Source organism: Mesorhizobium sp. NZP2298 (assembly GCF_013170825.1).
Lineage (GTDB): Bacteria > Pseudomonadota > Alphaproteobacteria > Rhizobiales > Rhizobiaceae > Mesorhizobium.
In genome coordinates this window covers 5,288,155-5,313,918 of sequence record NZ_CP033365.1, presented here as the reverse complement: position 1 = coordinate 5,313,918, position 25,764 = coordinate 5,288,155, and the positions used below count along the sequence as shown (strand labels likewise).

Annotated in this window: 25 protein-coding genes; 10 read left to right on the top strand and 15 right to left on the bottom strand. The window is 62.6% G+C overall.

Annotation, left to right across the window (positions count from 1 at the left end; translation table 11 throughout):
- Positions 1-36: 36 nt before the first annotated feature.
- Genes betA through betI form a run of 4 tightly spaced genes read right to left on the bottom strand, consistent with a single transcriptional unit; the run spans position 37 to position 4,799 of the window.
- The gene (gene betA / locus EB231_RS25815) at positions 37-1,689 is read right to left on the bottom strand and encodes a choline dehydrogenase (protein WP_172351295.1); all 1,653 of its coding nucleotides are present in this window, start codon (positions 1,687-1,689) and stop codon (positions 37-39) included.
- A complete protein-coding gene (locus EB231_RS25810) occupies positions 1,682-2,686 on the bottom strand; it encodes a threonine/serine dehydratase (protein WP_172351294.1) in 1,005 nt (334 codons plus the stop codon). Before EB231_RS25810 ends, betA begins: the two co-directional genes overlap by 8 nt.
- A complete protein-coding gene (betC, locus tag EB231_RS25805) occupies positions 2,683-4,212 on the bottom strand; it encodes a choline-sulfatase (protein WP_172351293.1) in 1,530 nt (509 codons plus the stop codon). The genes EB231_RS25810 and betC overlap by 4 nt, the downstream gene beginning before the upstream one ends.
- Positions 4,209-4,799, bottom strand: coding sequence for a choline-binding transcriptional repressor BetI (gene betI / locus EB231_RS25800; RefSeq protein ID WP_172351292.1), 591 nt, complete (start codon positions 4,797-4,799; stop codon positions 4,209-4,211). The genes betC and betI overlap by 4 nt, the downstream gene beginning before the upstream one ends.
- Before the next feature lie 199 nt (positions 4,800-4,998).
- Between betI and EB231_RS25795 the strand changes: the two genes are divergently transcribed.
- Positions 4,999-6,165 carry an acetyl-CoA acetyltransferase gene (locus tag EB231_RS25795; RefSeq protein WP_172351291.1) on the top strand — a complete coding sequence of 389 codons (1,167 nt, stop codon included), beginning with the start codon at positions 4,999-5,001 and terminating at the stop codon, positions 6,163-6,165.
- Between the two features lie 125 nt (positions 6,166-6,290).
- Positions 6,291-7,295, top strand: a complete 1,005-nt coding sequence (locus EB231_RS25790; RefSeq protein ID WP_172351290.1) for an asparaginase — start codon at positions 6,291-6,293, stop codon at positions 7,293-7,295.
- 9 nt (positions 7,296-7,304) lie between these two features.
- Here the strand turns inward: EB231_RS25790 and EB231_RS25785 are convergent, their stop codons facing one another.
- Positions 7,305-8,681, bottom strand: a complete 1,377-nt coding sequence (locus EB231_RS25785) for a TIGR03808 family TAT-translocated repetitive protein (RefSeq protein WP_172351289.1) — start codon at positions 8,679-8,681, stop codon at positions 7,305-7,307.
- 120 nt (positions 8,682-8,801) lie between these two features.
- Here EB231_RS25785 and greA point away from each other — a divergent pair, with 120 nt between their 5' ends.
- A complete protein-coding gene (gene greA / locus EB231_RS25780) occupies positions 8,802-9,275 on the top strand; it encodes a transcription elongation factor GreA (RefSeq protein ID WP_056563662.1) in 474 nt (157 codons plus the stop codon).
- Between the two features lie 6 nt (positions 9,276-9,281).
- On the opposite strand, the gene EB231_RS25775 is transcribed toward greA, so the two are convergent.
- The 3 genes from EB231_RS25775 to EB231_RS25765 all read right to left on the bottom strand — a co-directional run bounded on the left by EB231_RS25775 (position 9,282) and on the right by EB231_RS25765 (position 13,136).
- Entirely contained in the window at positions 9,282-9,509 is a 228-nt protein-coding gene (locus EB231_RS25775; RefSeq protein WP_172351288.1) for an AbrB/MazE/SpoVT family DNA-binding domain-containing protein, read from the bottom strand.
- A gap of 67 nt (positions 9,510-9,576) precedes the next feature.
- Positions 9,577-11,697 (bottom strand): methylmalonyl-CoA mutase, encoded by a 2,121-nt coding sequence (gene scpA / locus EB231_RS25770; protein ID WP_172351287.1) that lies wholly within the window; start codon positions 11,695-11,697, stop codon positions 9,577-9,579.
- The gene (locus EB231_RS25765; protein ID WP_172351286.1) at positions 11,694-13,136 is read right to left on the bottom strand and encodes a methylmalonyl-CoA mutase subunit beta; all 1,443 of its coding nucleotides are present in this window, start codon (positions 13,134-13,136) and stop codon (positions 11,694-11,696) included. Before EB231_RS25765 ends, scpA begins: the two co-directional genes overlap by 4 nt.
- A gap of 299 nt (positions 13,137-13,435) precedes the next feature.
- On the opposite strand from EB231_RS25765, the gene EB231_RS25760 reads away from it, so the two are divergent.
- Complete coding sequence (locus EB231_RS25760) at positions 13,436-14,983, top strand: helicase HerA-like C-terminal domain-containing protein (protein ID WP_172351285.1); 1,548 nt, start codon at positions 13,436-13,438, stop codon at positions 14,981-14,983.
- An 85-nt stretch (positions 14,984-15,068) separates the two neighbouring features.
- Here the strand turns inward: EB231_RS25760 and EB231_RS25755 are convergent, their stop codons facing one another.
- Both EB231_RS25755 and EB231_RS25750 read right to left on the bottom strand, forming a co-directional pair.
- The gene (locus tag EB231_RS25755; RefSeq protein WP_172351284.1) at positions 15,069-15,899 is read right to left on the bottom strand and encodes a L,D-transpeptidase; all 831 of its coding nucleotides are present in this window, start codon (positions 15,897-15,899) and stop codon (positions 15,069-15,071) included.
- 176 nt (positions 15,900-16,075) lie between these two features.
- Positions 16,076-16,735 carry a haloacid dehalogenase type II gene (locus EB231_RS25750; RefSeq protein WP_172351283.1) on the bottom strand — a complete coding sequence of 220 codons (660 nt, stop codon included), beginning with the start codon at positions 16,733-16,735 and terminating at the stop codon, positions 16,076-16,078.
- A 155-nt stretch (positions 16,736-16,890) separates the two neighbouring features.
- Between EB231_RS25750 and EB231_RS25745 the strand changes: the two genes are divergently transcribed.
- The 4 genes from EB231_RS25745 to EB231_RS25730 all read left to right on the top strand — a co-directional run bounded on the left by EB231_RS25745 (position 16,891) and on the right by EB231_RS25730 (position 20,101).
- Complete coding sequence (locus tag EB231_RS25745) at positions 16,891-17,769, top strand: branched-chain amino acid aminotransferase (RefSeq protein WP_172351282.1); 879 nt, start codon at positions 16,891-16,893, stop codon at positions 17,767-17,769.
- 177 nt (positions 17,770-17,946) lie between these two features.
- Positions 17,947-18,543 carry a superoxide dismutase gene (locus EB231_RS25740; protein WP_056563640.1) on the top strand — a complete coding sequence of 199 codons (597 nt, stop codon included), beginning with the start codon at positions 17,947-17,949 and terminating at the stop codon, positions 18,541-18,543.
- Between the two features lie 162 nt (positions 18,544-18,705).
- On the top strand, positions 18,706-19,143 hold the full coding sequence (locus EB231_RS25735; protein WP_172351281.1) for a c-type cytochrome: 438 nt from the start codon (positions 18,706-18,708) through the stop codon (positions 19,141-19,143).
- 7 nt (positions 19,144-19,150) lie between these two features.
- A complete protein-coding gene (locus EB231_RS25730; RefSeq protein ID WP_172351280.1) occupies positions 19,151-20,101 on the top strand; it encodes a cytochrome c in 951 nt (316 codons plus the stop codon).
- Between the two features lie 6 nt (positions 20,102-20,107).
- On the opposite strand, the gene EB231_RS25725 is transcribed toward EB231_RS25730, so the two are convergent.
- The 3 genes from EB231_RS25725 to EB231_RS25715 all read right to left on the bottom strand — a co-directional run bounded on the left by EB231_RS25725 (position 20,108) and on the right by EB231_RS25715 (position 23,399).
- Positions 20,108-20,497, bottom strand: a complete 390-nt coding sequence (locus EB231_RS25725) for an SET domain-containing protein (RefSeq protein ID WP_172351279.1) — start codon at positions 20,495-20,497, stop codon at positions 20,108-20,110.
- Positions 20,498-20,652: 155 nt separating this feature from the next.
- On the bottom strand, positions 20,653-21,279 hold the full coding sequence (locus EB231_RS25720; RefSeq protein ID WP_172351278.1) for a LysE family translocator: 627 nt from the start codon (positions 21,277-21,279) through the stop codon (positions 20,653-20,655).
- Positions 21,276-23,399, bottom strand: a complete 2,124-nt coding sequence (locus tag EB231_RS25715) for a S9 family peptidase (RefSeq protein ID WP_172351277.1) — start codon at positions 23,397-23,399, stop codon at positions 21,276-21,278. The genes EB231_RS25720 and EB231_RS25715 overlap by 4 nt, the downstream gene beginning before the upstream one ends.
- A gap of 115 nt (positions 23,400-23,514) precedes the next feature.
- Between EB231_RS25715 and EB231_RS25710 the strand changes: the two genes are divergently transcribed.
- Positions 23,515-23,883 (top strand): SH3 domain-containing protein, encoded by a 369-nt coding sequence (locus EB231_RS25710; protein WP_172353017.1) that lies wholly within the window; start codon positions 23,515-23,517, stop codon positions 23,881-23,883.
- A 448-nt stretch (positions 23,884-24,331) separates the two neighbouring features.
- The gene (locus EB231_RS25705) at positions 24,332-24,757 is read left to right on the top strand and encodes a MucR family transcriptional regulator (RefSeq protein WP_010915014.1); all 426 of its coding nucleotides are present in this window, start codon (positions 24,332-24,334) and stop codon (positions 24,755-24,757) included.
- 88 nt (positions 24,758-24,845) lie between these two features.
- Here EB231_RS25705 and EB231_RS25700 read toward each other — a convergent pair whose 3' ends face one another.
- Positions 24,846-25,274: a SufE family protein gene (locus tag EB231_RS25700; protein ID WP_172351276.1), complete on the bottom strand. Its 429-nt coding sequence runs from the start codon at positions 25,272-25,274 to the stop codon at positions 24,846-24,848.
- Positions 25,275-25,393: 119 nt separating this feature from the next.
- Positions 25,394-25,744: a DUF5330 domain-containing protein gene (locus EB231_RS25695; protein WP_056563621.1), complete on the bottom strand. Its 351-nt coding sequence runs from the start codon at positions 25,742-25,744 to the stop codon at positions 25,394-25,396.
- Positions 25,745-25,764: the final 20 nt, after the last annotated feature.

Here is a 25,764-nt window from a genome sequence, read left to right as displayed (position 1 = left end):
GGAAGTGGGCGGCTCAATCTATGGGTGGATCATGCTCTATCTGTCCGACGCCTGCCAGCGTGGATTGATCCATGGTTCCTGGTTGGACGGCGCCAGCGGCGTGCGGCCAAGAATGTGGTCCGACGCCTTTTCACCGGTCATGATCGACGGTGCATTGAGATTGCCGTTGGTGACGCGCGGGAAGATCGAGGAGTCCGCGACCCGCAATCCCTCGACGCCGATCACCCGGCATTCCGCATCGACGACGCTCATGAGGTCGTCGGCGCGGCCCATCTTGCAGGTGCCGCACGGGTGGTAGGCGCTTTCGGCGTGGTCGCGGATGAAGACATCGAGATCGTCATCCGACTGCACATGGCTGCCCGGCGAGATCTCCTGGCCGCGATAGGCGTCAAAGGCCTTCTGGCCGAAGATTTCGCGGGTCAGCCGGATACAGTGGCGGAACTCCGCCCAATCATCCGGATGCGACATGTAGTTGAAGTGGATCACCGGATTCGCTTTCGGGTCTGGAGAGCGCAGCGTCACCGAACCGCGCGACTTCGACCGCATCGGTCCGACATGCGCCTGGAAGCCGTGCGACTTCGCCGCCGCCTTGCCGTCATAGCGCACCGCCGCGGGGATGAAGTGGTACTGGATGTCGGGGTAGTCGACACCGGCCTGGGAGCGCACGAAGGCGGCGGCCTCGAAATGGTTGGTGGCGCCGAGGCCTGACTTGAAGAACAGCCACTGCGCCCCGATGAGCGCCTTGGAGAACGGGTTCAGCACTGAATTCAGCGTGATCGGCTTGGTCGATTCCTGCTGGATATAAAGCTCCAGGTGATCCTGCAGATTGCGGCCGACGCCGGGCCGGTCGGCCACGACGGCGATGCCGTTTTCGCGCAAATGCTCAGCTGGCCCGATGCCGGACAGCATCAGGATCTTTGGCGAGTTGATCGACGACGCGGCGACGATCACTTCGCGTCGCGCCTTAACGACCTGAATCTGTTTGTGAGCTTCGATTTCGACGCCGATGGCACGTTGATTCTCGATGATCACCCGGCGCGCAAAGCCCTTGACCAGACTCACGTTTCTCCGCCTGAGCGCCGGCTTCAGATAGGCTGATGCCGCCGACCAGCGACGGCCGCCGCGAATGGTCTGCTCCATTGGGCCGAAGCCTTCCTGCTTGGCGCCATTGTAGTCATCGGTCAGTTCGAAACCGGCCTGGCGGCCCGCCTCGAGGAAGGCGCCATAGAGCGGATTCTTACGCGAGCCGCGCTGGACATGCAGAGGGCCGCCATGCCCGCGCCAGCCATCCTCGCCGCCATCGGAGTCTTCCATGCGCTTGAAATAGGGGAGCACGTCGGCAAAGCCCCAACCCGTCGCACCTTCTTCGGCCCAGTGGTCGAAATCGCGCGCGTGACCGCGCACATAGACCATGCCATTGATCGAGGACGAGCCGCCGATGACCTTGCCGCGCGGCGTCGCCAGCACGCGGCCGCCGAGATGCGGCTCCGGCTCGCTGGCAAAACCCCAGTCATAGAGGCTCATGTTGAGCGGGATCGACAAGGCCGACGGCATCTGGATCAGCGGCCCGATATCGCTGCCGCCGAATTCGATGACGATGACCGAATGCTTGCCGTCCTCCGACAGGCGATAGGCCATGGCCGAACCGGCCGAGCCTGAGCCGATGATGACGAAATCCGCTTCAAGCATGGTTCATATGCGCCATAAAATCGGCGAGCGAGACATTGCCGCCGGTAACCACAACAAGGACGGTCTTGTCCTTCACATCCACCTTGCCGCCGAGCAGTGCCGCCAGTGACGCAGCCCCGGACGGTTCGAGCACCAGCTTCATGCGCTCGAAAGCGATCCGCATGGCGCGGCGCACAGATTGATCATCGACGGTGATGCCGCGAACACCAGCGGTCTTGACCGCGGCGAACGGCGCGTCGCCCGGCCGTCGCGACATCAGCCCGTCGCAGATCGACTTCGGGCCGATCGGCATCGTCTCGATGCTGCCATGCGCTAGCGACGAGCCCATGCCGTTGAAACCTTCCGGCTCGACGCCGATGATCTCGGTTGCGGGCGACAGGTAGTGGAAGGCGAGCGAAACGCCGCCGATCAGTCCACCGCCGCCGACCGAGCAGAACAACAGGTCGGCGCTGGCGTCCTTGGCGGCAAGCTGGTCGAGTGCCTCGAGGCCGGCACCGGCCTGGCCGGCGATGATCTCGGGATCGTCGAACGGATGCAGCAGTGCCAGCCCTTCCGTCTCGGCGATCGCGCGCGCCTTGGCGGCGGCGACTTCCTCACGCGCGCGTTCGCCATGGTCGGTCAGCACGACGCGTGCGCCATAGCCCGCCGTCGCGTCGCGCTTGGCGGCCGGCGCGTCGATCGGCATGACGATGGTGACCGGAATGCCGAGCGCCTGGCCGGCGGCGGCCAGCCCTTGCGCGAAATTGCCGGAGGAATAGGCAACGACGCCCTTTTTCGCTTCATCGGGCGAAAGCTGCTTGAGCCGCCAATAGGCACCGCGCACCTTGAAGGATCCGGCCCATTGCAGCGATTCCGGCTTGATAAAGACGCGGGCCGCACCTGTCTCTCGGGCGAGCGCCGTCGACTCCAGCAATGGTGTGATCTGCGTCGCCCTGGAGGTGACCGCATAGGCCTGTTTGAGATGATCGAGGGAGGGAACGAGAAGGTCTGCCATCATTCGCCTCGCGGGAACCGTTTCTGCTCTTCGAGCACGTTGAGATCCATGTGGTTGCGCATGTAGCGTTCCGAGGCTTTCTGCAGCGGCTGGAACTCCCAGGGATAGTGCGTGCCGTTGCGCAGCGCCGGATAGACCACCCAGCGGCGGGCCTGACTGGCGCGCACGGCGGCGTCGAAGGCCGCCATGTCCCAGCGCGCGCGCACCTTTTCCATGAAGGCCGCCACCAGATCCGCATGCGCCGGATCGGCGGCAAGATTGCTCAACTCATGCGGGTCGGCTTCGATATCATGGAGTTGCGGCGGATCGATCTCGCAATGGACGAACTTGTAGCGGCCGTCACGGATCGCCACCAAGGGCGCGTTTGAACCTTCGGCCGCGTATTCCATCAGCACCGGCGCCGTACGCGGCTTGCCTTCAAGTAGCGGCAGCAGCGACTGGCCGTCGGTCCATGGCGCGATCGCGCTCATGTCTATGCCGGCGAGATCGCACAATGTCGGCGTCACATCGAGATTGGAGACCGGCGCCTCGATCAGCCCGGCCGGCACGCCCTTGCCGGCGATCATCAGCGGCACCCGCGCCGAGCCCTCGAAAAAGCACATCTTGAACCACAGGCCGCGCTCGCCGAGCATGTCGCCGTGGTCCGAGCAGAACAGGACGACCGTGTCGTCGAGCATGCGCGTGCGCTCGAGCACCGACAGCAATTCGCCCACCTTGTCGTCGAGATAGGAGATGTTGGCGAAATAGCCGCGCCGCGAGCGACGGATCTGCTCTGCCGTGATGTCGAAACTGTCGTAGTCGGAAGCCTTGTAGAGCCGCTGCGAATGCGGGTCTTGGCGGTCGTAGGGGATGAAGCCAACTTCTGGTTCGAGCGCCGGGCAATCCTCATAGAGATCCCAGTACTGCCGCCGTGCCACATAGGGATCGTGGGGATGGGTGAAGGAAACGGTCAGGCACCAGGGCCGGTGCGCGGCATCGTCGGAGACGCGGGCGAAGTCATAGAGCTTCTGCACCGCGTGGAAGGCGACCTCGTCGTCATATTCCATCTGGTTCGAGATCTCGGCGACGCCGGCGCCGGTCACCGAACCCAGATTGTGATACCACCAGTCGATCCGCTCGCCGGGCTTGCGGTAGTCCGGCGTCCAGCCGAAATCGGCGGGATAGATATCGGTCGTCAGTCGCTCCTCGAAGCCGTGCAACTGGTCGGGGCCGACGAAATGCATCTTGCCCGACAGCACGGTGTGATAGCCGTCGGCGCGCAGGTGATGGGCAAAGGTCGGGATCGACGAGGCGAATTCGGCGGCATTGTCATAGACCTCGGTGCGCGACGGCAGTTGGCCGCTCATGAACGAGGCGCGGCCCGGCGCACAGAGTGGCGAAGCCGTGTAGTTGTTGGCAAAGCGCGCCGAACGTGCTGCCAGTGCTTTCAGATGCGGCGCGTGCAGAAACGCGGCAGGCCCATCGGGGAAAAAGGTCCCGTTGAGCTGATCGACCATGACGATCAGGAAATTGGGTCGCTTCGCTGTCACTGTTTTTGCCGCTCGCCGAGTTTGGTTTCGAGATAGTCCTCGACCAGCGCGATCGCTGTCGCGGCGTCGGGCACGCCGTCCTTCAACGCCCGCCTGATGTAGAGCCCGTCGATCATCGCCGCTGTCGCCTCCGCGGCGCGGTCGGCCTCTGCGCGGGGCAGGATGCCGGTCAGCCCGCTCATCAGGTTCGAATGCAGCCGCCGCGCATAGATCCTGAGCAGCCGGCGCAAGGCCGATGATTTCTGCGCCTCGACATAGAAGGCGAGCCAGGCGGCGATGGTTTCGGCCTGGAACTGGATGTCGGAGAAGTTGACGGCAACCACGGCGGAGACGCGTTCTCGTGGAGACGCGGTGGATTGCAGGGCACGGCGCATATCGATGGTCAGTTCGGCCAATATGTGCCGCATCGTTGCGAACAAGAGCTCGTCCTTGGCGCCGAAATAGTGATGAGCAAGCGCGGACGACACGCCGGCACGCCCGGCGATCTCGGACATGGTCACGTCAAGCGACCCGCGCTCGCCAATCGCCGAGATCGTCGCGTCGATGAGCGCCTTGCGGCGCAGTGGCTCCATTCCGACTTTCGGCATGTTGTTCCCGATTTTTGCGCGGACGTTATTTTTTATTGACGGGTCAATCAACAAAAAATCGACATGGGCGTGACCTGCACCAAGCGATTGTCGGCTTGCGGCCCTTCACGGCTCCGGCGAGAATGTTTATATTTGAACAATAAAGGCGAGATGTGCCGCTAACCCGTATGCTAGGCTCGCGCCAAGGATGGAGATTGCCATGACCGCATGCATCGTCGGCTGGGCGCATTCGCGCTTCGGCAAGCTTGAGGGCGAGACGCTCGAGAACCTGATCGTCAAGGTCGCGACGGACGCACTCGACCATGCCGGCATCGGCCCGGACGAGGTCGACGAGATCGTGCTCGGCCATTTCAACGCTGGCTTTTCGGCGCAGGATTTCACCGCCAGCCTGGTGCTTCAGGCGGACGACCGGCTGCGTTTCAAGCCGGCAACGCGTGTCGAGAACGCCTGCGCCACGGGATCGGCGGCGGTCCGGCAAGGCATCCGTGCCATCGATGCAAACGCTGCCCGCATCGTGCTGGTGGTCGGGGCCGAGCAGATGACGACGACGCCTGGACCGGAAATCGGCAAAAATCTCTTGAAGGCGTCCTATCTGCCGGAAGATGGCGAGACGCCTGCAGGCTTTGCCGGTGTCTTCGGCAAGATCGCTCAAGCCTACTTCCAGCGCTATGGCGACCAGTCTGACGCGCTCGCCATGATCGCCGCCAAGAACCACAAGAACGGTGTCGACAATCCCTATGCGCAGATGCGCAAGGATTTCGGCTACGAATTCTGCCGTCAGGAGAGCGAGAAGAACCCCTTCGTCGCTGGCCCGCTGAAGCGCACCGATTGCTCGCTGGTCTCCGACGGTGCCGCCGCCCTTATCCTTGCCGACACCGGGACGGCGCTGAAAATGCGCCGGGCCGTCGCCTTCCGCGCCAACGAACATGTGCAGGATTTCCTGCCAATGTCGAAGCGCGATATCCTGTCCTTCGAAGGCTGCGAGCAGGCCTGGACCCGCGCGCTGAAGAGCGCCGGCGTGACGCTGGACGACCTGTCCTTTGTCGAGACGCACGACTGCTTCACCATCGCCGAACTGATCGAATACGAGGCGATGGGCCTGGCCAAGCCGGGCGAGGGCGCCAGGCTGGCGCTGGACGGCACGACGGCGAAAGACGGCCGCCTGCCGGTCAATCCATCCGGTGGGCTGAAGGCCAAGGGCCATCCGATCGGTGCAACTGGTGTCTCGATGCACGTGCTGACCGCCATGCAGCTTGTCGGTGAAGCCGGCGGCATCCAGGTGCCGGGCGCGAAGCTTGGCGGTATCTTCAACATGGGCGGAGCGGCGGTCGCCAACTACGTTTCCATTCTCGACCGGATCAGATAAACCGCCCAGCATTACAGCGCCGCGTGCCTTTTGGGGCGCGCAAAGGACGCTGTAGAACTTTAATTTGGCGCATGATCCTTTTCGAAAATCGGTTCCGATTTTCTAGGTCATGCGCGGGAGGTGGCATGGCAAATCCGGTTCTGATCGAAGTCTTGCGCGGCGCGATCGTCGAGAGCGCGCATCGCGGTGCTGTCGCGGTCTTCGATGCCGACGGCAAAGCGGTCCTGGAGATCGGCGACACCTCGAGGCCGGTGTTCCCGCGCTCAGCGGTCAAGGCGATCCAGGCCCTGCCGCTTGTCGAAAGCGGCGCTGCCGATGCCTATGGCTTCGGCAACCGCGAACTGGCGCTGGCCTGTGCCTCGCATTCGGGCGAGCCGGCGCATGTCGAATTGGCGCGCTCCATGTTGGCCAGGGCCGGGCTGGACGGGTCGGCGCTTGAATGCGGCGCGCATTGGCCCTCGAACCATGACGCCGAGATTGCGCTCGCCCGCACCGGCGATTTGCCCAACGCGCTGCACAACAACTGCTCGGGCAAGCATTCCGGTTTCCTCTGCACCTGCGTGCACTCCGGCATTGCGCACCGTGGTTATGTCAAGGCGGGGCACACCCTGCAGGAAATGGTGCGCGACGCCATGCAGGCTGTTACCGGCGCCGTCCATGGCCCGGATGAGCGGGCGACCGACGGCTGCTCGATCCCAACCTATGCGGTACCGCTCCGGAGTTTCGCGCTCGGCTTTGCCCGCATGGCGACGACACACGGTTTCAGTCCCGAGCGAGCCAAGGCGGCGAAGCGCCTGCTTTCCGCCTGCATGGCGGAGCCCTTCTTTGTCGCCGGCACAGGCCGCGAAGACGTCGCGCTGATGGAAGCAGCACCTGGCCGGATCTTTGCGAAGGGTGGTGCCGAAGGCGTCCACTGCAGCGCGATACCTGAACTTGGCCTTGGCATCGCGATCAAATGCGATGATGGCGCCGGCCGCGCCGGCGAGGCCATGGTCGCAGCCGTCCTCGCCAGGCTGCTGCGTGCGGACGAGGCCCTGTCGGCGAAGCTGCTCGAACTGGCCAATGCGCCGATCGAAAGCCGGATCGGTGCCAAGGTCGGGGCGCTGAGGCCAACCCTAGCCTTGAATTGAAGATTGCTCTCAACTGACGCGGTTGCGCTCGACCGTCAGATGCGCAAAGCCGCTGTTGCTTGACTGGGTCAGGTCTGCTGTCACCGGCTCCGCCCAGCGCTGGCCGACGACGGCGCCGTTCATCGCGCCGTCGATGACGTTGTCCGAGATGACTGCCGTGCCGGCACCCTCGACCACGCTGACGACGATGCCTGTGCCTGCCTTGCGGATGATGTTGCCGGTGGCCACCACATTGCGCAGATACGGGCCCCAGCCGATCGACATGCCGTAGAGCGGCGCGTTCTCGATGACATTGTTGGAAACGGTGGTGTCGGCCTCGACGCCGATGCCGACGCCGAATCCGGGCGGATCGGCGGTATAGGGGCCGCTGGTCGACAGATTGCGCACGATGTTGCCGGAGCAGACACCCATGCGGCCACCTTCGTTGAAGTTGACGATCGATATGCCATTGGCCGCGCCATCGACGATGTTGTTGCTGATGACGGCGCCCTCGAAGGAGAATTCGGAATAGACCGCGGTCTCGCCCGAGCGTGAGCAGGTGTTGCCAGATATCTGCAGGTTGCTGGAACTGTTGGCACGGATAGCCGAGAAAGCGCAATCCGAGACGACGTTGCCCGAAATGATGACGTTGCCGGCACGGAAGGCATTGATGCCGTTGCCGTTCTGGCCGGTCCCGCCGCTGCGCGCGCCGATGCGTTCGACGCGGTTGCCGGTGACCATCGTGCCGTCTTCGGCCGCCTGCCAGCGATGCACGAGGATGCCGCCATTGGCGCAGTCGGAGACGGCATTGCCGGTGATTGCCAGCCCGCCCGCTTCGACCGAGTAGATGCCGGCGTCCGCCGAGCCCGATATGTCGGAGCGTTCGATGCGGCCCGTCGCGTGTTCCAGCGCCAGTCCGTTCTTGCCGCTTCCGGTTATCTGGCAATTGTCGACGACGAGATGGCCGACCCGGCGCAGATCGAGCAGCCCTTGCGCATAGTCACCCATCGACCGGTTCGAACCGTCGAAGACCAGCCCGGCGAGCTCGATATGGTCGGCCTGTTCAGTCATGAAGAGATGGCCGTCGCCGCCATAGACGATGCGCGTTGCCCCCGGCACGCCGGAAAGACGCACGCGGCTGGGCAGCGAGAGATTGGACACCACATAGGTGCCCGCCGGCAGGAACACCGGTATGTCCCGGCTGTTCGCGTCGCGCAGCAGCTTGGCAAAGGCCTTGCTCTGGTCGTCGAATGTCCCGGGCTGCACGCCAAGTTCGGTGGCATTGATCGAGCCGCGCATCGAGGCTTTTTCGATGCCGGTCAGGCTGGCGGCCGCCGCCTTGCCAAGCGCAAGGCCTATCACGGCAAAGCCGGCGGTTTGCGTCAGCAGGGTCCGTCTGTTCAACATCGGCACACAATCCCAGTGTTCGATCATAACACCGCAGGAATCGTGCCAGACGCCCTGTTCCGCTTCACGACTTATCGACAATGACTTGTCGAGCTGCCACTCGAGGCCTAGGTTCAGGGAATGAGCAGAGCTTTCACCCGCGAAGAAGACAGCGAAAACGCCATCGCCGGCGTCGGCGAACGGCCAATCAGCCCGCACCGCAATCTTGTGACGGAACGCGGCCTGGCGCAGATCGAGGACAATCTGGCCGATCTGCGCGACGTTCTGGCGAAAGCCGAAAGGAAAGCCGATCGCGAGCGCATCGCGGTCGTGTCACGCGATCTGCGCTACTGGACCGCGCGGCGGGAGAGTGCCGAACTGTCCGTTCCGGAGCCCGGCAGCGACGTCGTCCGCTTCGGCATGGGCGTCACGCTGGAAGGCGATGACGGCAAGAAAGTGCATTGGAAGATCGTCGGCGAGGACGAGGCCGATCCCACCAAGGGAAGCATTTCGCATGTTTCGCCGATGGCCGTCGCGCTGTTCGGCAAGAAGGTTGGCGACGTGGCCGCGGTCAACGGCAAGGAATGGGAAATCGTCAAGCTCTCGGATAGCTGACAACAGCTACTTGGCCAGCCTTTGCAACGCGACCTCATATGTGTCCATGACATCACGAGCAGCGCGCATCTGCCGTTCGACGTCGTTGCTCTCCACCGGTCTTAGAATGACGCCGTCATCGGTTTCGATAATCTGGAGTTGATCGCCCACTTGCAGCTTCAGGCTGTCGAGCATTTCCGGTGGCAAGATCACGGCCCCTGATCCGTCGTCGAGCTTGTGGATGAGAGTCTTCACTGTCGCTACCCTTGGTTGCGCCCGTCATTGTGGCACAACCTTTTCCAGCAATACAGAATGGTTTCGCTCAGCCCGCCAGCAGCCGATCCATCAACCGGTCCGCCGCTTCCGGGATGACAGTCCCCGGCGGGAAGATTTCCGCCGCGCCGGCTTGCAGCACGGCGTCATAGTCCTGCGGCGGGATGACGCCGCCGGCCACGATCAGCATGTCGCCTCGGCCAAGCTTCTTCAGCGCGTCGCGCAATTCGGGGATCAGCGTCAGGTGTCCTGCCGCCAGCGATGAGGCACCGATGACATGGACGTCATGCTGGACCGCCAGTTTCGCGATCTCTTCCGGTGTCTGGAACATCGCGCCGACGGTGACGTCGAAGCCGAGATCGGCGAAGGCGGTGGCGATCACCTTCTGCCCTCGGTCGTGGCCGTCCTGTCCCATCTTGGCAACGAGGATGCGCGGCTTGCTGCCGTTTTTCTTCTCGAAAGCGCTGATCTTGTCCTGCAGCCCGTCGACCACGGGATTGTCGCCAAGCGCCTTGCGGTAGACGCCGGAAATGGTCTGCACCGTCGCGACGTGGCGGCCAAACGCCCTTTCCAGCGCGAACGAAATCTCGCCGACCGTGGCATTGGCGCGCGCGGCGCGGATGGCAAACTCCAGCAGGTTTTCGTTGCCCTGCGCGGCGCGGGTCAGCGCATCGAGCGCGCTTTCCACCACGGCGACCTCGCGCGTGCCTTTCAGCCTCTGCAGCTTCGACAATTGCCGCGCCCTGACCTCGGCATTGTCGATCTTCAGCACGTCAACTTCGATGTCGTTCTCGGGACGATGCGCATTGACCCCAACCAGCATCTGCTCGCCGGAGTCGATGCGCGCCTGTGTGCGCGCCGCTGCTTCCTCGATGCGCAGCTTGGGGATACCTTGTTCCGTCGCCGCCGCCATGCCGCCGAGAGCCTCGACCTCCTCGATATGGATCAATGCGCGCGCCGCCAGATCATGGGTCAGCCGTTCGAGATAGGTCGACCCGCCCCACGGGTCGATGACGCGCGTTGTGCCGGATTCCTTCTGCAGGACGAGCTGCGTGTTGCGGGCGATACCCGCCGAATGATCGGTCGGCAGCGCCATCGCCTCGTCGAAGGAGTTGGTGTGCAGCGACTGGGTATGCCCTTGAGTCGCGGCCATCGCCTCGATCATGGTGCGGATGATGTTGTTGTAGGGGTCCTGCGCCGTCAGCGACCAGCCAGAAGTCTGGCAATGGGTGCGCAGCGACAGCGAGCGCTCGTCCTTCGGCGCAAAATTCTTCTTCATCAGGGTCGCCCACAGCAGGCGCGCGGCCCTGAGCTTGGCCACTTCCATGAAGAAATTCATGCCGATCGCCCAGAAGAAGGAGAGGCGCGGCGCGAAGCGGTCGATGTCGAGACCCGCCGCGACGCCGGCGCGAGCATATTCGATGCCGTCGGCGATCGTATAGGCGAGCTCCAGGTCGGCCGTCGCGCCGGCCTCCTGCATATGGTAGCCGGAGATCGATATCGAATTGAACTTCGGCATGTTCCTCGACGTGTAGGAGAAGATGTCCGAAACGATCCGCATCGAGGGCTTTGGCGGATAGATGTAGGTGTTGCGGACCATGAACTCCTTCAGAATGTCGTTCTGAATGGTCCCGGCCAGATCCTTCTGCGCAACGCCCTGTTCTTCCGCCGCGACGATATAGAGCGCCATGATCGGCAACACCGCGCCGTTCATCGTCATCGACACGGTCATGTCGCCGAGCGGAATGCCGTCGAAGAGCTGCCGCATGTCGAGGATGGAATCAATGGCGACGCCAGCCATGCCGACATCGCCGGCGACGCGTGGATGGTCGCTGTCATAGCCGCGATGCGTGGCGAGATCGAAGGCGACGGACAGGCCTTTCTGGCCGGCGGCAAGATTGCGCCGGTAAAAGGCGTTGGACTCTTCGGCCGTCGAAAAGCCGGCATATTGCCGGATCGTCCACGGCTGCTGGACATACATGGTGGGGTAGGGGCCACGCACAAAGGGCGGCAAGCCCGGGTAGGTGTCGAGATATGGCAGGCCCTTGAGGTCGCCCTGATTGTACAGATGCTTGACGACAAGCCCTTCCGGCGTCACCCGCTGGCCCTTGACCTCGACCGGTGCGCGGCGCGGCGGCACCCAGCCAACCTGGCTGAAATCCGGAATCAAGAGAGCGCCCCGATGGATTGGTCGATGCGGGCCGGAAACAGCGGTTCGCACAGGACGACACCTTCAGTGAAAGCCGGCCGCTGCACCGCGTCCAGTGTCTCGACCGGGCGCTCGGTCTTCTGTGGATAGAGTGTGGTGCCGATGATGGCTCGCTCGCCGGACTTGAAGGCGGCGTCGCGACGAGCGGCCGCGGCGCGAACGCGCTTCTGGATGTGCCCGTCACGAAGGCTGGACAGTATCCCCCCTTCGGCCTCGATCGTCTGCAACTCCGCCCAGGCGGCTTCGCAAAGATCTGATGTCAGCGCCTCGACCGCGCCGGAACCACACGCGGGATCGGCGACATGATCGACATGGCTTTCATTGGCCATGATCAGCTGCGCGTTGCGTGCGACGCGGCGGGCAAAGGGAGCTGGCAGGCCGTGCGCGATCGTATGCGGCAGGATGGAGATCGAATCCGCTCCCCCCGCTGCCGCTGCGAAGCAGCCGATCGTCGTGCGCAGGATGTTGGTTTCCGGGTCCAATGCCGTCATCATGCGAAATGATGTCTCGGCATGGATGTTGGCCGTGGAATTGGGGATCGAGCAAACCTCCTGCACCCGTGCCCAAAGCCTGCGCAGGGCCCGCACCTTGGCCATGGAGAGGAACTGATCCTGGTCGACGCTGAGTGCGAAGCCGATATGAGGCGCGGCATAGACGAGCGGCTGCCGCGCCTTCTCGAACATTCTGAGATACGAAACCGCGGAAGCCAGCATGATCCCGAGTTCCTGCGCCTCCGTGGCGCCGGCATTGTGAAAGACGCGGCCGTCCGCTTCCAGAAGCACGCCCGGCACGCCCATCGAGAAGAAATGCGCCAGCGATTGCGGCATCGATTCCTGCAGCGCCTCGATCGACATGCGCAGCCGGCCGGTGCCGGCGAGGATCGCCGCCGGATCGATGCCGAAGGATAGGTTTAGCTTTGCTGGATCGGAGCGACGCTTGCTCAGGAACGCCACCAGCCAGTCGGCCATCGGCCGGCTCCATGGGTGGGTATCGATGCGGATCTGCACGCGGTTGAGCGGTACGCCCTCCAGCACCGTCTCCAGAGCCTGCGCGGTTCTCGGCAAGCCGTAGCCGAATGCGTTCGGCGCACCTTCGAAGACGAGCGACAATCCTGTCGCTCCCTGCGCTATATCATCCAGGACCTGCGCCTTGGCACGATCGACATCGGGATCGTCGACGCGCTGGCTGACAATCCACGGCGATCGAGGATTCGCGCGCACGATCGGCTCGGCCCCGGCCGCACGGGCATAGAGTGGCTCGATGCGGATGCTGTCGTCGGTGTGCGAAACCAGCTTTTCCTCGAAGGATGCGCCGGCCAACGCTTTTTCCGCCAAGGCCAGCCATCGCTGGCGTTCGGCATCCGCCGGTTCAACATCCCTGGTCAAGGCTCCAGCGCCCATCCATCTTCCTCGTTATGTCGCCGCACCAGCCCGGAGCGGCTCAGTCTAAGGTCCCCGGCCGGTTATCGCAATGCGCGTCCAGGGTCTGAATTCGATCCATCTGATATAGGTCAGCTTACGTGGACGGACCATGAACGATTGCCAAACACCAGCAAAATCCGCAAGTTCCAAAATCCGATTTCGGCGATAAGTCCGATTGGGGCAATTTGGGCGATTGGCATTGTCGCTGTGCGAGAGCCTCTCTATACCTTCGGGCAAAGGCTGGCTTTTAGACACATCACTTTGCGGAGACCCGAAATATGGCTGACGACACCAGTATTTTCATCGGCGCCAGCCGCAAGCCCGATGACAGCTATCAGCGTCCCGAACAATTGCTGCTGCAGTACGGGAATCGCCATGGCCTGGTGACCGGCGCCACCGGTACCGGCAAGACCGTTACCTTGCAGGTTCTGGCCGAGGGCTTTTCGAATGCCGGCGTGCCGGTGTTCTGCGCCGACATCAAGGGCGACCTGTCCGGTATCGCCATGATGGGCACGGCTCAGGATTTTCTGGTCAAGCGGGCCGCACAGGTAAAGCTTGACCCCTACGATTTCCAGGAATTCCCCGTCATCTTCTGGGACCTTTTCGGTGAGCAAGGCCACCCAATCCGCGCAACGATATCGGAAATGGGACCGCTGCTCCTGTCGCGGCTGATGAACCTGACCGACGCGCAGGAAGGCATAATGAACATTGCCTTCCGCATTGCCGATGAAGAGGGCCTGCTGCTCCTCGACCTCAAGGACCTGCAGGCGCTGCTTGCCAACATCGCCGGGCGCGCCGAAGAGATCAGCGCGCGCTACGGCAATGTCACCAAGCCATCGGTCGGTGCCATCCAGCGCACGCTGCTGGTGCTGGAGCAACAGGGCGCGGGCAACTTCTTCGGCGAGCCGGCTCTACGCATCTCCGACATCATGCGCACCACGCGTGACGGTCGGGGCGCCATCAGCGTGCTCGCAGCCGACAAGCTGATGATGAACCCGCGGCTCTACGCGACGTTCCTGCTCTGGCTGATGTCGGAACTGTTCGAGGAACTGCCCGAGGTGGGAGATCCCGACAAACCGAAGTTGGTGTTCTTTTTCGACGAGGCGCATCTGCTCTTTGACGAGGCGCCGAAAGTGCTGATCGACCGCGTCGAACAGGTGGTCCGCCTGATCCGCTCGAAAGGCGTCGGCGTCTATTTCGTCACGCAGAATCCCCTGGATATCCCCGAGAAGGTGCTGGCACAGCTCGGCAACCGCGTTCAACACGCTCTGCGCGCCTATACGCCACGCGAGCAGCAGGCGGTACGGACGGCGGCGGAAACATTCCGCCCCAATCCCGACTTCGACTGCGCCACCACCATCACCCAGCTCGCCACCGGCGAGGCGCTGGTCTCGACGCTGGAGGCCAAGGGCGTGCCGTCCATGGTACAGCGCACGCTGATCCGTCCGCCGTCGTCGCGGCTTGGGCCCATAACCCCCGCCGAGCGGCAAAAGTTGGTCGCGGAAAGCCCCGTCTCCGGCCAGTACGACCAGGTCATTGATCGCGAATCGGCCTTCGAGATCCTGCAGAAGAAGACCAAGGACGCGCAGGACGCCGAAGCGCAGGCGCAGCAGGCAGGCACCGGCGGCTCGCGCTGGACAATTCCGGGCTTCGGCAATGACGATCCCGCACCGCAGCCGGGTGGCCGCCGCGCGCCGGCACCGCGCCCCTCCAATCGCCAGACGGTCGCCGAGGCGGCGATCAAGTCGGTGGTGCGCTCGGTCGGCTCGTCGGTCGGACGTGCGATCGTGCGTGGTATCCTGGGCAGCCTGTCGCGGGGGCGCTGAGCCCAGTGCAGCAAAGTCCATGCTTATAGCGCCGCGCGTCCCCTTGGACACGCGGCGCCGAGCATATTCGCTGGGCGAAGCTGGATCAGAAGATCGCGTTCGTGACCGCTTTGACGGGGCCGAGCAGGACAGATCCGTCCGGCACGCCGGCATCGATCGGGATGGCCTTGTGGTTCGCGGTCGCCGCCGCCACCATCGGCTGGCTGGCATCGCTGGTCACGATGACCGGGCTTTTCGACGGCACACGGTCGTAGAGGTCGATGATGTCCTGGTTCATCAGGCGCACGCAGCCCGATGACACCGATTTGCCGATCGAGCGCCATTCCGGGGAGCCGTGCAGGCGGTAAAGCGTGTCCACATTGCCCTGGAAGAGATAGAGCGCACGGGCACCTAGCGGGTTCTTGAGGCCGCCGGGCATGCCGCCATTGTCGGCGCTGTATTGCTTCAGTTCCGGCTGCCGGGCGATCATCTCATCCGGCGGCGTCCATTTAGGCCATTTCTGCTTCCATTGGACGACAGCGTCGCCCGCCCATTCGAAGCCGGCGCGGCCAAGGCCGACGCCATAGCGGATGGCCTGACCGCCCGGGCGAACCAGATAGAGGAAATGGCCTGTTGTATCGACGACGATGGTTCCTGGTTTCTGCCCGGTCGGGTCGGGAACGATCTGACGCAGGAACTGTGGATCGATCCTGTCGACGGGGATGGCCGGCAGGTCGAAGCCGCCATCGCTGACGGCCGCGTACATCGACGCATAGTCGGCAAGCGGCGGCTCGACATAGGCCGGCGGCGGTGGCTCGACCGGCCCTGGGCCGGTGGTGGCGCATGCGGAAACCGCGATCGATGCGGCGCCCAATGCTGCGGCGTTGAGGAAGCCGCGACGGCTCAGGCGATAGGATTCGATTTCGGTTATGGACATGACTGCCTTCTTTAAGACTCAAATCGCAACAAAGCGTCAATACGCCGATCACCCGTTGCAGGTGCCTGACAACACCTGGCCCGATAGGCGGTTCCGATTCTGGCCCGAACGTGGACAAACAAAGGCGAAGCTGTGACCGCGCCGCCACTGTGGCGGCAGGGCAACAGATGGACAACTTAGGCGGTGACCAGGGCTTCGAGGGTCGGCAGGATCAGGGTTGGCGGGAAGTCCCGATATTCCTCGGGCTGGTTGGAACGGTTGATCCACACCGTGCGGAAGCCGAATTTGGTGGCACCCGCAATGTCCCAGCGATTGGAGGACTGGAAGGACACAGCGCCGGGATAGAGGCGCCAGCCGGTGGCGACCATGTCGTAGACCGCCGGATCGGTCTTGAAGCGGCGCACCGCGTCGACGGAATAGATGTCGTCCAGAACCTGGTCGAGCGCGGCGGACTTGACGGCCGCTTCCAGCATTTCGGGCGAGCCGTTGGAGAGGATCGCCAGCCTGGCTCCCGAGGCCTTGAGCGCCTTCAGCACGGCCGGCACCTCAGGATAGCAATCCAGTCGCCAGTAGGCTTCGAGAAGCTTAGCCTTCAGGCTTGAATCGGCCGACGGGACCTTGCGCAAGGCGAAGTCGAGCGCCTGCTCGGTCAGTTGCCAGAAATCAGCATAGGCGCCCATCAGCGTACGCACCCAGGAATATTCGAGCTGCTTGGCGCGCCAGATCTCCGACAGCAACTGGCCGTCCGGCCCGATCCGGTCGGCATGGCGGCGCACGGCGGCATGCACGTCGAACAGTGTGCCGTAGGCGTCGAAAACATAGGCGGCGTATTGCATGGCGACAGTTTTGAGGCGAGGCGGGGCGCGGTGCAAGCCTTGATTGCACCGGGCCCGCCGCTGGCCTCAACAAAACTCCCCGATGCCCGTTGACGGCGGTGGCCAAAGCATCATCCAATGTTGTCACACAACATTGACTGGAACGGGACAACGCAATGACACTGGCGGCAGCGGCGCAATCCGCGACATGGACCTTCGTCGACGGGGACTGGTACGAGGGCAATGTCGCCATACTGGGGCCGCGCAGCCATGCGATGTGGCTCGGCACCAGCGTGTTCGACGGGGCGCGCTGGTTCGAAGGCGTAGCGCCCGACCTCGACCTCCATGCCAGGCGGGTGAACGCCTCGGCGATCGCGCTTGGCCTCAAGCCGAACATGACGCCCGAACAGATCATCGGGCTGACCTGGGACGGGCTGAAGAAGTTCGACGGCAAGACGGCGGTCTATATCAGGCCGATGTACTGGGCCGAGCATGGCGGCTACATGGGCGTGCCGGCCGATCCCGCATCGACCCGTTTCTGCCTCTGCCTTTATGAATCGCCGATGATCTCGCCGTCCGGCTTTTCGGTGACGGTGTCGCCGTTCCGGCGCCCGACGATCGAAACCATGCCGACCAATGCCAAGGCCGGATGCCTTTATCCCAACAATGGCCGCGCCATCCTCGAAGCCAAGATGCGCGGCTTCGACAATGCGCTGGTTCTGGACATGCTTGGCAACGTCGCCGAGACCGGGACCTCGAACATTTTCCTGGTCAAGGATGGACATGTCTTTACGCCGGCGCCGAACGGCACCTTCCTGTCCGGAATCACGCGTTCGCGCACGATAAATCTGCTCGGTGAGTATGGCTTCAAAGCCACCGAAAAGACCTTGTCGGTACGCGATTTCCTCGAAGCGGACGAGATCTTTTCGACCGGCAACCACTCCAAGGTGGTGCCGATCACGCGCATCGAGGATCGCAACCTGCAACCCGGACCGGTGGCCAAGAAGGCGCGTGAGCTCTATTGGGAATGGGCGCATTCGAAATCGGCTGGCTGACGCGCCAGTCCGGCCTTTTTGTCGCTGCACTTCTCACCGCAGGAAAACCGTGTGACAGTTTTCCGGAACCCGCTTAGAAAGGGAACCGGCGCTTCACTTCCGGAGTTGTTCCAGCTCAATCCAGACCTATCTTAATCCGGTATCGACACCGGATTTTTCCACGAGGGAGTACTACCCATGGCTTTTGAATTGCCCGCTCTGCCCTATGACTACGAGGCCTTGCAGCCTTACATGTCGAAAGAGACGCTGGAGTATCACCACGACAAGCACCACAAGGCCTATGTCGACAACGGCAACAAGCTGGCCGCCGAGGCGGGCCTTGGCGATCTGTCGGTCGAAGAGGTGGTCAAGCAGTCGTTCGGCAAGAATGCCGGCCTCTTCAACAATGCCGCGCAGCATTACAACCACATCCATTTCTGGAAGTGGATGAAGAAGGGCGGCGGCGGCAACAAGTTGCCTGGCGCGCTGCAGAAGGCTTTCGACAGCGATCTCGGCGGCTACGACAAGTTCAAGGCCGACTTCATCGCGGCCGGCACGACACAGTTCGGTTCGGGCTGGGCCTGGGTTTCGGTCAAGGACGGCAAGCTGGCGATCTCGAAGACGCCGAACGGCGAGAACCCGCTCGTTCATGGCGCCTCGCCGATCCTCGGCGTCGATGTCTGGGAGCATTCCTATTACATCGACTACCGCAACGCGCGCCCGAAATATCTCGAGGCGTTCGTCGACAGCCTGATCAACTGGGATCACGTGCTGGAATTGTACGAAAAAGCTTGATCGACCCGCAGAAGAGCCCCGGCATTCCGGGGCTTTTCTTTTTGGGAGCCGAGGTCTCCAGTCACTCACCGTTCGGCAAAATCGGTCGAAGGAAGGGAATAATCCGTCCGCGACATCCGTTAACGACCTGTCCTGAAATGCCTTCATCATGGAGCCAAATGAATGAGAAAGCTTGTCATCGCCATCTCAACGCTCGCCTTCGCCGGTTCGGCGGCCTTTGCCGATCCGATCCTCGACCGGCAGGCTCTGATGAAGGAGCGCGGAAAGATCGTCGGCGGCCTGTCGAAAGTGGTCAAGGGCGATGAGCCCTTTGATGCCGCTGCCGTGCTGACGCAGTTGCAGGCGCTGCAGGCGAATGCCGAGAAGTTCGACGTCGATGCCTTGTTCCCGAAAGGCAGCGATACCGGCGACACCACGGCCGGGCCGAAGATCTGGGAAGACACGGCGGGCTTCAAGGCCGCCGAGGACAAATATCTCGCCGACGTCAAGGCCGCGGTCGCCGCGGCTCCCGCCGATATCGACGCGCTGAAGGCGCAAGTCGGCACCCTCGGCTCGGATTGCGGCGCCTGCCATCAGGGCTACAGGATCAAGAAGGGCTGATTGCCTGATGGCATGGCTGAAGAAGCTCGTCGGCGCGGCCCTCGTTCTGGGCGGCGTCGGCGCGGCCGGCGGTTGGCTTTTGTCGGCGCCGGTCAGGCTGGATACGACGGCCCTGGCGCAACTCGGGCCGGGCGACGCTAGCCGGGGCAAGCGCATTTTCTATGCCGGCGGCTGCACATCCTGCCACGCAAAGCCCGGCTCGCAGGGCGATGCGCGGCTTCAACTGGTGGGCGGCCTCGAACTCAAAACGCCGTTCGGCACCTTCGTTCCGCCCAACATTTCGCAAGATCCCAAGGACGGCATCGGCGCATGGTCGGTCGAGGATCTCGCCAACGCCATGCTCAAGGGCGTGTCGCCGTCTGGCGAGCATTTCTATCCGGCCTTTCCCTACGCGTCCTACGCCCGCATGAAGCCGTCTGACATTGCCGATCTCTATGCCTTCCTGAAGACGCTGCCCGCGGTCGCCGGCAAGGCACCGGCCAATACGCTGGCATTCCCGTTCAACATCCGCCGTGGCATCGGCCTGTGGAAGCGGCTCTATCTCAGCGATCAGCCTGTCATTGCCTTGCACGATGGCACGCCCGATCCGGTCATGGCCGGCCGCTATCTGGTCGAAGGACCCGGCCATTGCGGCGAATGCCACACGCCGCGTGATTTCGCGGGCGGGACGAAGAAAAGCGAGTGGCTGGCCGGTGCCGTGGCCGCGGAGGGCTCGGGCGTCGTACCGAACATCACATCGGGCAAGGGCGGCATCGCCAACTGGTCGGAAGCCGATATAGCCAACTATCTCGAAACCGGCTTCACGCCCGACTTCGATTCCGTCGGCGGCGCCATGGTCGACGTGCAGCGTAACATGGCCGAGCTGACTGCGGGGGATCGTGCAGCAATCGCCGCCTATCTCAAGGCAGTACCGCCGCACCCGAACGGTTATCCCGCGCGCAAGAAACCGGCGAACTGATATCGACTAGAGGTGCCGATCGCCGAGGAAATCGAAGCCGGCCTCGAAGAAAAGATTGTAGTTGCAGGTCAGTTCCTCGCCGGGTGCGATGTCGCGCAGCGCAAAGGTTTCCTCGGGTGAGGAGACATCGCAATTCGGCTCGTCATCATGGTTCATGTAGCGGGCGTCGTCGGCTTCGAAGACGATATAGGCAGGATCGCGCCGGTCCGGGTAGGAATAGCGGTCGAGATAGTTCTTCACCGGCCCGGTTTCGCCCTCATAGGTCTCGACGTCGATGATCCGGTCGAAGCGGGGATCGAGCTTCCAGATCAGCGTGCCCTTGGGGATGTGGTGCTTGGCAAAGACGCCGATGCCCTGGATCGGCGATTTGTCGAGATAGACGTCGACGAGCAGCATAGCATACCCCAGTAGCAAAGATGGCAAGCGCGGCTTGCGAAAAGCCGCGCACTGGTTAGCGCGGGGCTGGTACAATTGCGAGCGCAAATGAGCAAAGCGGAATTCAAAAAAGTCATGATCGCCGAACCCAAAAGTGAACGTGCTGTCCCGAGCCCTCAGCGTTGCTGCAAGGCCAGGCGGACGCCCAAGGCACAATAGATGCCGCCGACAATCTTGCCCTGCCATTTCAGCACGGTCGGATTTCGGCGCAGGAAACTGCCGAGGCGACCGGCGCTCACGGCAAAGACGACCGTGCTGAAAAGACCGAGCACGACGAAGACAACTCCCAATACGGCCAATTGAAGCATGACCGTTCCGTTTTCGGGTCGCACGAACTGAGGCAGGAATGCCAGGAAAAACAGCGCGGTCTTGGGGTTGAGCACTTCGGTCAGGACAGCCTGCCGAAACGCCTTGCCGGCGGAGATAGCGAGCGCGCCGGCAGAGGGATCGGCCGGCGTTTTCTCGATGATGGCGCGAATGCCAAGGTAGACGAGGTAGGCCGCGCCGATATATTTTACGATGCTGAACAGCGTCGCCGACGTGGCGATGATCGCTGAGATACCGACCATCGCCATGACAGTATGAAATATGTCGCCGGCCGCGATCCCAGCGCCAGTCGCGATCCCGACCTTTGTTCCCGAACTCGTTGCCCGGGCGATCGTCAACAGCGTGGCCGGGCCCGGGATAAAGACAAAGCCGAGCACGACGGCGATATAGGCAATCAACGTGGACAGATCGATCATTTGAGCGTCTTCTCGGCAAGCTGCGCCTTGCCCGTCACCTTAAGCGCGAAGGCATAGGTATAGGCGATCTCTTCCAGGCGTGAGAACCGGCCGGACGCACCGGCATGGCCGGAATCCATGTTGATCTTGAACAGCACCGGATTGTCGCCGCTCTTGCGGTCGCGCAGCCGCGCCACCCATTTGGCCGGCTCCCAATAGGTGACGCGCGGATCGGTGAGGCCGGCAAGCGCCAGGATCGGCGGATAGTCGAGTGCCGCGACATTGTCGTAGGGCGAATAGGCGGCGATCGTCCGGTAGTCGTCGGCGGACGCGATCGGATTGCCCCATTCCGGCCATTCCGGCGGCGTCAGCGGCAGGGTCGCGTCGAGCATGGTGGTGAGCACGTCGACGAAGGGAACCTCGGCGACGATACCGCCAAAGCAGTCCGGCGCCATGTTGGCGACGGCGCCCATCAGCATGCCGCCGGCCGAGCCGCCTTGCGCGACCATGCGGTCGTGCGCGGTATAGCGCTCGGCGACGAGGTGGCGCGCACAGGCGATGAAATCCGTGAAGGTGTTCATCTTGTGCGCCCGCTTGCCGTCATCGTACCAGCCATAGCCCTTGTCCTTGCCGCCGCGGACATGGGCGATGGCGTAGACGAAGCCGCGGTCGACCAGCGACAGGCAGTTGGTGTTGAAGGCGGCCGGCACGGTGATGCCGTAGGAGCCGTAGCCGTAGAGCAGGCAAGGTGCGGTTCCATCCAGCGGCGTGTCGCGACGGTGCAGAAGCGAGATCGGCACCAGTTCGCCATCGGCGGCGGGCGCCATCAGCCGCCTGGTGACATAATGGTCCGCATCATGGCCGGACGGCACTTCCTGGGTCTTGAGCAACACCCGCTCGCGGGTGCGCATATTGTAGTCGAACACTTGCGCCGGCGTCGTCATCGACGAGTAGGAGAAGCGCATGATTTCGGTGTCGTATTCATAAGAACCCGACAGGCCGAGCGAGAAGGCTTCCTCGTCTAAGGAAATCAGGTGCTCCTCACCACTGGCGCGATCGCGCACGACGATGCGAGGCAGGCCCTCCTTGCGCTCAAGCCGGACCATATGGTCCTTGAACCCGATCACCGACAGAATCAGCCGGCCCGGCTCATGCGGAACCAGCTCCCGCCAGTTGGCGCGAACCGGATCGCTTGCCGGCGCCGTCATGATCTTGAAGTCCTTCGCGCCGTCCGCATTGGTCAGGATGAAGAAGACGTCGCCGCCTTCCTCCAACTCATACTGAAGCCCGGTTTCGCGCGCCGACACCAGCCTGGGTTCGGCAAACGAATCGCTGGCGCTCAACAGTCGGTATTCCGAGGTCTCGTGATCGTTGATGCCGATCATGATCCATTGGTTGTTGCGGGTGCCGTCGACATTCATGAAGAAACCGGGGTCGGTTTCCTCATAGATCAGGCGGTCGTTTTCAGGGTCTTGTCCCAGTGCGTGGAACAGCACCTTTGACGGCCGGTGGTTGGGGTCGAGGCGCGTGTAGAAGAACCCGTCATTGCCCGCGTTCCACACACCCGAACCGCCGGTAGCGGGAATCTGGTCGGCCAGTTCCTTGCCGTCGGCAAGGTCGCGCACGCGCAGCGTGTAGAACTCGGAACCCTTGTCGTCGAAGGCCCACAACAGCTTGCCGTGATCGGCCGAATGGTCGACACCGCCAAGCCGGAAATAGGCTTTGCCTTCCGCCTCCATGTCGCCGTCGAGCAGGATCTGCTCAGGCCCGCCGTCGCGCGGCATGCGGAAATAGCGCGGCTGCTCGCCGCCGAGCTTGAAGGAAGAACCATAGGCATAGGGCCCGTCCTTCATGGGAACGGATGAATCGTCTTCCTTGATACGGCCTTTCATTTCTTTGAAAAGCTGCTTCTGCAGGTCCGACGTGTCGGCCATCAGCTTCGACTGATAGGTGTTTTCGGCTTCGAGTTCGGCGCGGATGCCCGCATCGAGCAGGGAAGAATCCCTGAACATCTCCTGCCAGTTGTCGGCTCGCAGCCACGCGTACTCATCGGTTCGCGTGATGCCGTGATGGGTATCGGAAACCGGCCGCTTCTCGGATGTTGGCGGGCTGACGATCGGAAATCGGGGAGTCTTGGTCATTGCGTCTCGCTGTGGAATATCTTGAATGGTGAATGAACACGCCGATCAGGGTGGGTTCAAGGGCTGCAGCCTAGAGGTGGTGTCGGCTCCTTGAGATGGGCCGGGAGGAAAGATGATGACCATTCGGTCTCGGATTGCCGCGACTTTCGCCGTTGCTTCGCTAACACTGGTCTTTGCCGGCCAGTCTCATGCGACCGTATTCGCGGCTTGGCAAGTGGCCAATTTACCGTTCGGCGACACGCTCAACGTGCGTAAATATCCATCAACCACATCCCAGAAGCAGGCCGCATACCCGAACGGGACCGTCCTGCAGATGACCGGACGATGCACCGATGGCATAAACCTGCTCGACATCGCCAATCAACCGGCATGGAAGCAACGGCGGACCGTTCGCTATCGCTGGTGTGAGATCTGGCATGATCCAGCCAAGAACGGCACCTTCGTCACCGGCTGGGCCTATGGCAAGTTCATCACCCCGTATTGATCGAGCGGCATCGATTGGCCCCGAGGCGGCCGGCTGGCGGACATGTCGCCTTGGTCGCCTGCCCGAAAATGCGGCGGCAACCTGTGGTTTTGCGGGCGGATGTGACAACCAAGACTGTTCGCCCGATGGCAAAGCAAACCGGAGCATTGAAATCTGTCTTGTGAGTTGTCGCGAATGTAACGATGATCTGACGTAACGTCAGCCTTTGCCGGTTTGGGGCGCGAAATATCGAAAAATTACATAATGCACGAAAGATTGAAGCTGATTGGCCAATAGTTGATCAACTTTCGTAAATATAATGCAAAGAGAGAATTGACTTACTTGCGCTATGGTCGCATTGATGCGACCGTGACACGAATCGAGGAAATTCTACCTTCATAAATTCGTGCAATGCCCTGCCTGTAAAAGGGGCACAGACCGACGTAACTCTTGTTGGGGCCTGAAGATCGTGGATATTGTCGAAACACCTTCCAGAAACAATGATGCGCTGATCGAGCTGACCGCCGATGTGGTGGCCGCCTATGTCAGCAACAATCCCGTCCCGGTCGGCGAACTGCCGAACCTCATATCCGATGTCCATGCCGCTCTCGGGCGCGTGGGCGGTACCGCCGAACAGCCCCCTGCCGACAAGCAGAAGCCGGCTGTCAATCCGAAGCGCTCGGTTCATGACGACTACATTGTCTGTCTTGAAGACGGCAAGAAGTTCAAGTCGCTCAAGCGTCACCTGATGACCCACTATGATCTGACGCCGGACCAGTATCGCGAAAAGTGGAACCTCGACCCGAGCTACCCGATGGTTGCCCCGAACTATGCGGCGGCCCGCTCGCAGCTTGCCAAGAAGATGGGCCTCGGCCGCAAGCGCAAGGCGCGATAGTCGCTGCGCTGTCAGGTCGAACCGACATCGACGGCGCCTTCGGGCGCCGTTTGACTTTTGGGGACACGATTGTTGGCCGACAGGGGCGTCAGGCGGTCTGCTTGAGTGCCGCCTCGGCATCGCGCTTGATGCGCTTGACCATCGAGCGGAGACCATTGGCGCGCTGGGGCGACAGGTGTTCGTCCAGGCCGAGTGCCTTCAGCGTTGCTTCCGCATCGGTTTTCTGGATTTCGCTGGCGGTCCTTCCGGAAAACAGCGCCAGCATGATCGCGACCAGCCCGCGCACGATATGGGCGTCCGAATCGCCGGTGAATGTAATGACCGGATCGCTGCCCGGTCCCCGTTCGGTGGTCAGCCAGACCTGGCTGACGCAACCTGGCACCTTGTTGGCGGTGTTGCGTTCCGCATCGGGGAAGGGAGGCAGCGCTTCGCCGAGCTCGATGACGTAACGATAGCGATCCTCCCACTCATCAAGGAAGGAGAAGTCGTCGCGGATCGTCTGGATCGTGGTCGTCATGACCCGGATATAATCACGCAGCAGTGCCGCGTCACGGAAAAAACAAGGACACCGCGGGCGTCGAGAGGGCAGACGGCCCGCGGTGTGCCGTCGAGACGGCTTAATTCCTTATCGGCAGTCTAGTTCTTTACCGGCAGGTTGACGGTCTCGGGCAAGACGATCTCTTCCGGCACGCTGCCCGTCATTGTCGAGGTGTCGGGGCCGGCGGACTTGTCGTCCAGCATGGCGGCCGCGATCTTGGCCGTCTCCTTGGCGCGTGCGGTGATGGTGTGCATCGCCGACTTGCCGGTTTCACAGACGTCGGGCTTGCGCTCGCAGATGCCGGCAATGTCACCCACCGCGTCGCGTGCCGCGAACAGGGCCTGGATCGGCCCGACGCTTTCCTGCCCGGGCTCCTCGGAACCGACACTCAGCGGCAGCGCCAGCAGCACCAGTGAAAACCAGAAAGCCATTCTTATCAGAAAGAACATGCCTCGCCTCTCGTCGTGAC

Excerpts from the sequence above, each read along its gene's own strand:
- betA (WP_172351295.1), bottom strand. The coding sequence starts at position 1,689 with ATGCTTGAAGCGGATTTCGTCATCATCGGCTCAGGCTCGGCCGGTTCG.
- EB231_RS25810 (WP_172351294.1), bottom strand. The coding sequence starts at position 2,686 with ATGATGGCAGACCTTCTCGTTCCCTCCCTCGATCATCTCAAACAGGCC.
- betI (WP_172351292.1), bottom strand. The coding sequence starts at position 4,799 with ATGCCGAAAGTCGGAATGGAGCCACTGCGCCGCAAGGCGCTCATCGAC.
- EB231_RS25795 (WP_172351291.1), top strand. The coding sequence starts at position 4,999 with ATGACCGCATGCATCGTCGGCTGGGCGCATTCGCGCTTCGGCAAGCTT.
- EB231_RS25790 (WP_172351290.1), top strand. The coding sequence starts at position 6,291 with ATGGCAAATCCGGTTCTGATCGAAGTCTTGCGCGGCGCGATCGTCGAG.
- EB231_RS25785 (WP_172351289.1), bottom strand. The coding sequence starts at position 8,681 with ATGTTGAACAGACGGACCCTGCTGACGCAAACCGCCGGCTTTGCCGTG.
- greA (WP_056563662.1), top strand. The coding sequence starts at position 8,802 with ATGAGCAGAGCTTTCACCCGCGAAGAAGACAGCGAAAACGCCATCGCC.
- EB231_RS25765 (WP_172351286.1), bottom strand. The coding sequence starts at position 13,136 with ATGGGCGCTGGAGCCTTGACCAGGGATGTTGAACCGGCGGATGCCGAA.
- EB231_RS25760 (WP_172351285.1), top strand. The coding sequence starts at position 13,436 with ATGGCTGACGACACCAGTATTTTCATCGGCGCCAGCCGCAAGCCCGAT.
- EB231_RS25755 (WP_172351284.1), bottom strand. The coding sequence starts at position 15,899 with ATGTCCATAACCGAAATCGAATCCTATCGCCTGAGCCGTCGCGGCTTC.
- EB231_RS25750 (WP_172351283.1), bottom strand. The coding sequence starts at position 16,735 with ATGCAATACGCCGCCTATGTTTTCGACGCCTACGGCACACTGTTCGAC.
- EB231_RS25745 (WP_172351282.1), top strand. The coding sequence starts at position 16,891 with ATGACACTGGCGGCAGCGGCGCAATCCGCGACATGGACCTTCGTCGAC.
- EB231_RS25740 (WP_056563640.1), top strand. The coding sequence starts at position 17,947 with ATGGCTTTTGAATTGCCCGCTCTGCCCTATGACTACGAGGCCTTGCAG.
- EB231_RS25735 (WP_172351281.1), top strand. The coding sequence starts at position 18,706 with ATGAGAAAGCTTGTCATCGCCATCTCAACGCTCGCCTTCGCCGGTTCG.
- EB231_RS25730 (WP_172351280.1), top strand. The coding sequence starts at position 19,151 with ATGGCATGGCTGAAGAAGCTCGTCGGCGCGGCCCTCGTTCTGGGCGGC.
- EB231_RS25725 (WP_172351279.1), bottom strand. The coding sequence starts at position 20,497 with ATGCTGCTCGTCGACGTCTATCTCGACAAATCGCCGATCCAGGGCATC.
- EB231_RS25720 (WP_172351278.1), bottom strand. The coding sequence starts at position 21,279 with ATGATCGATCTGTCCACGTTGATTGCCTATATCGCCGTCGTGCTCGGC.
- EB231_RS25715 (WP_172351277.1), bottom strand. The coding sequence starts at position 23,399 with ATGACCAAGACTCCCCGATTTCCGATCGTCAGCCCGCCAACATCCGAG.
- EB231_RS25710 (WP_172353017.1), top strand. The coding sequence starts at position 23,515 with ATGACCATTCGGTCTCGGATTGCCGCGACTTTCGCCGTTGCTTCGCTA.
- EB231_RS25700 (WP_172351276.1), bottom strand. The coding sequence starts at position 25,274 with ATGACGACCACGATCCAGACGATCCGCGACGACTTCTCCTTCCTTGAT.
- EB231_RS25695 (WP_056563621.1), bottom strand. The coding sequence starts at position 25,744 with ATGTTCTTTCTGATAAGAATGGCTTTCTGGTTTTCACTGGTGCTGCTG.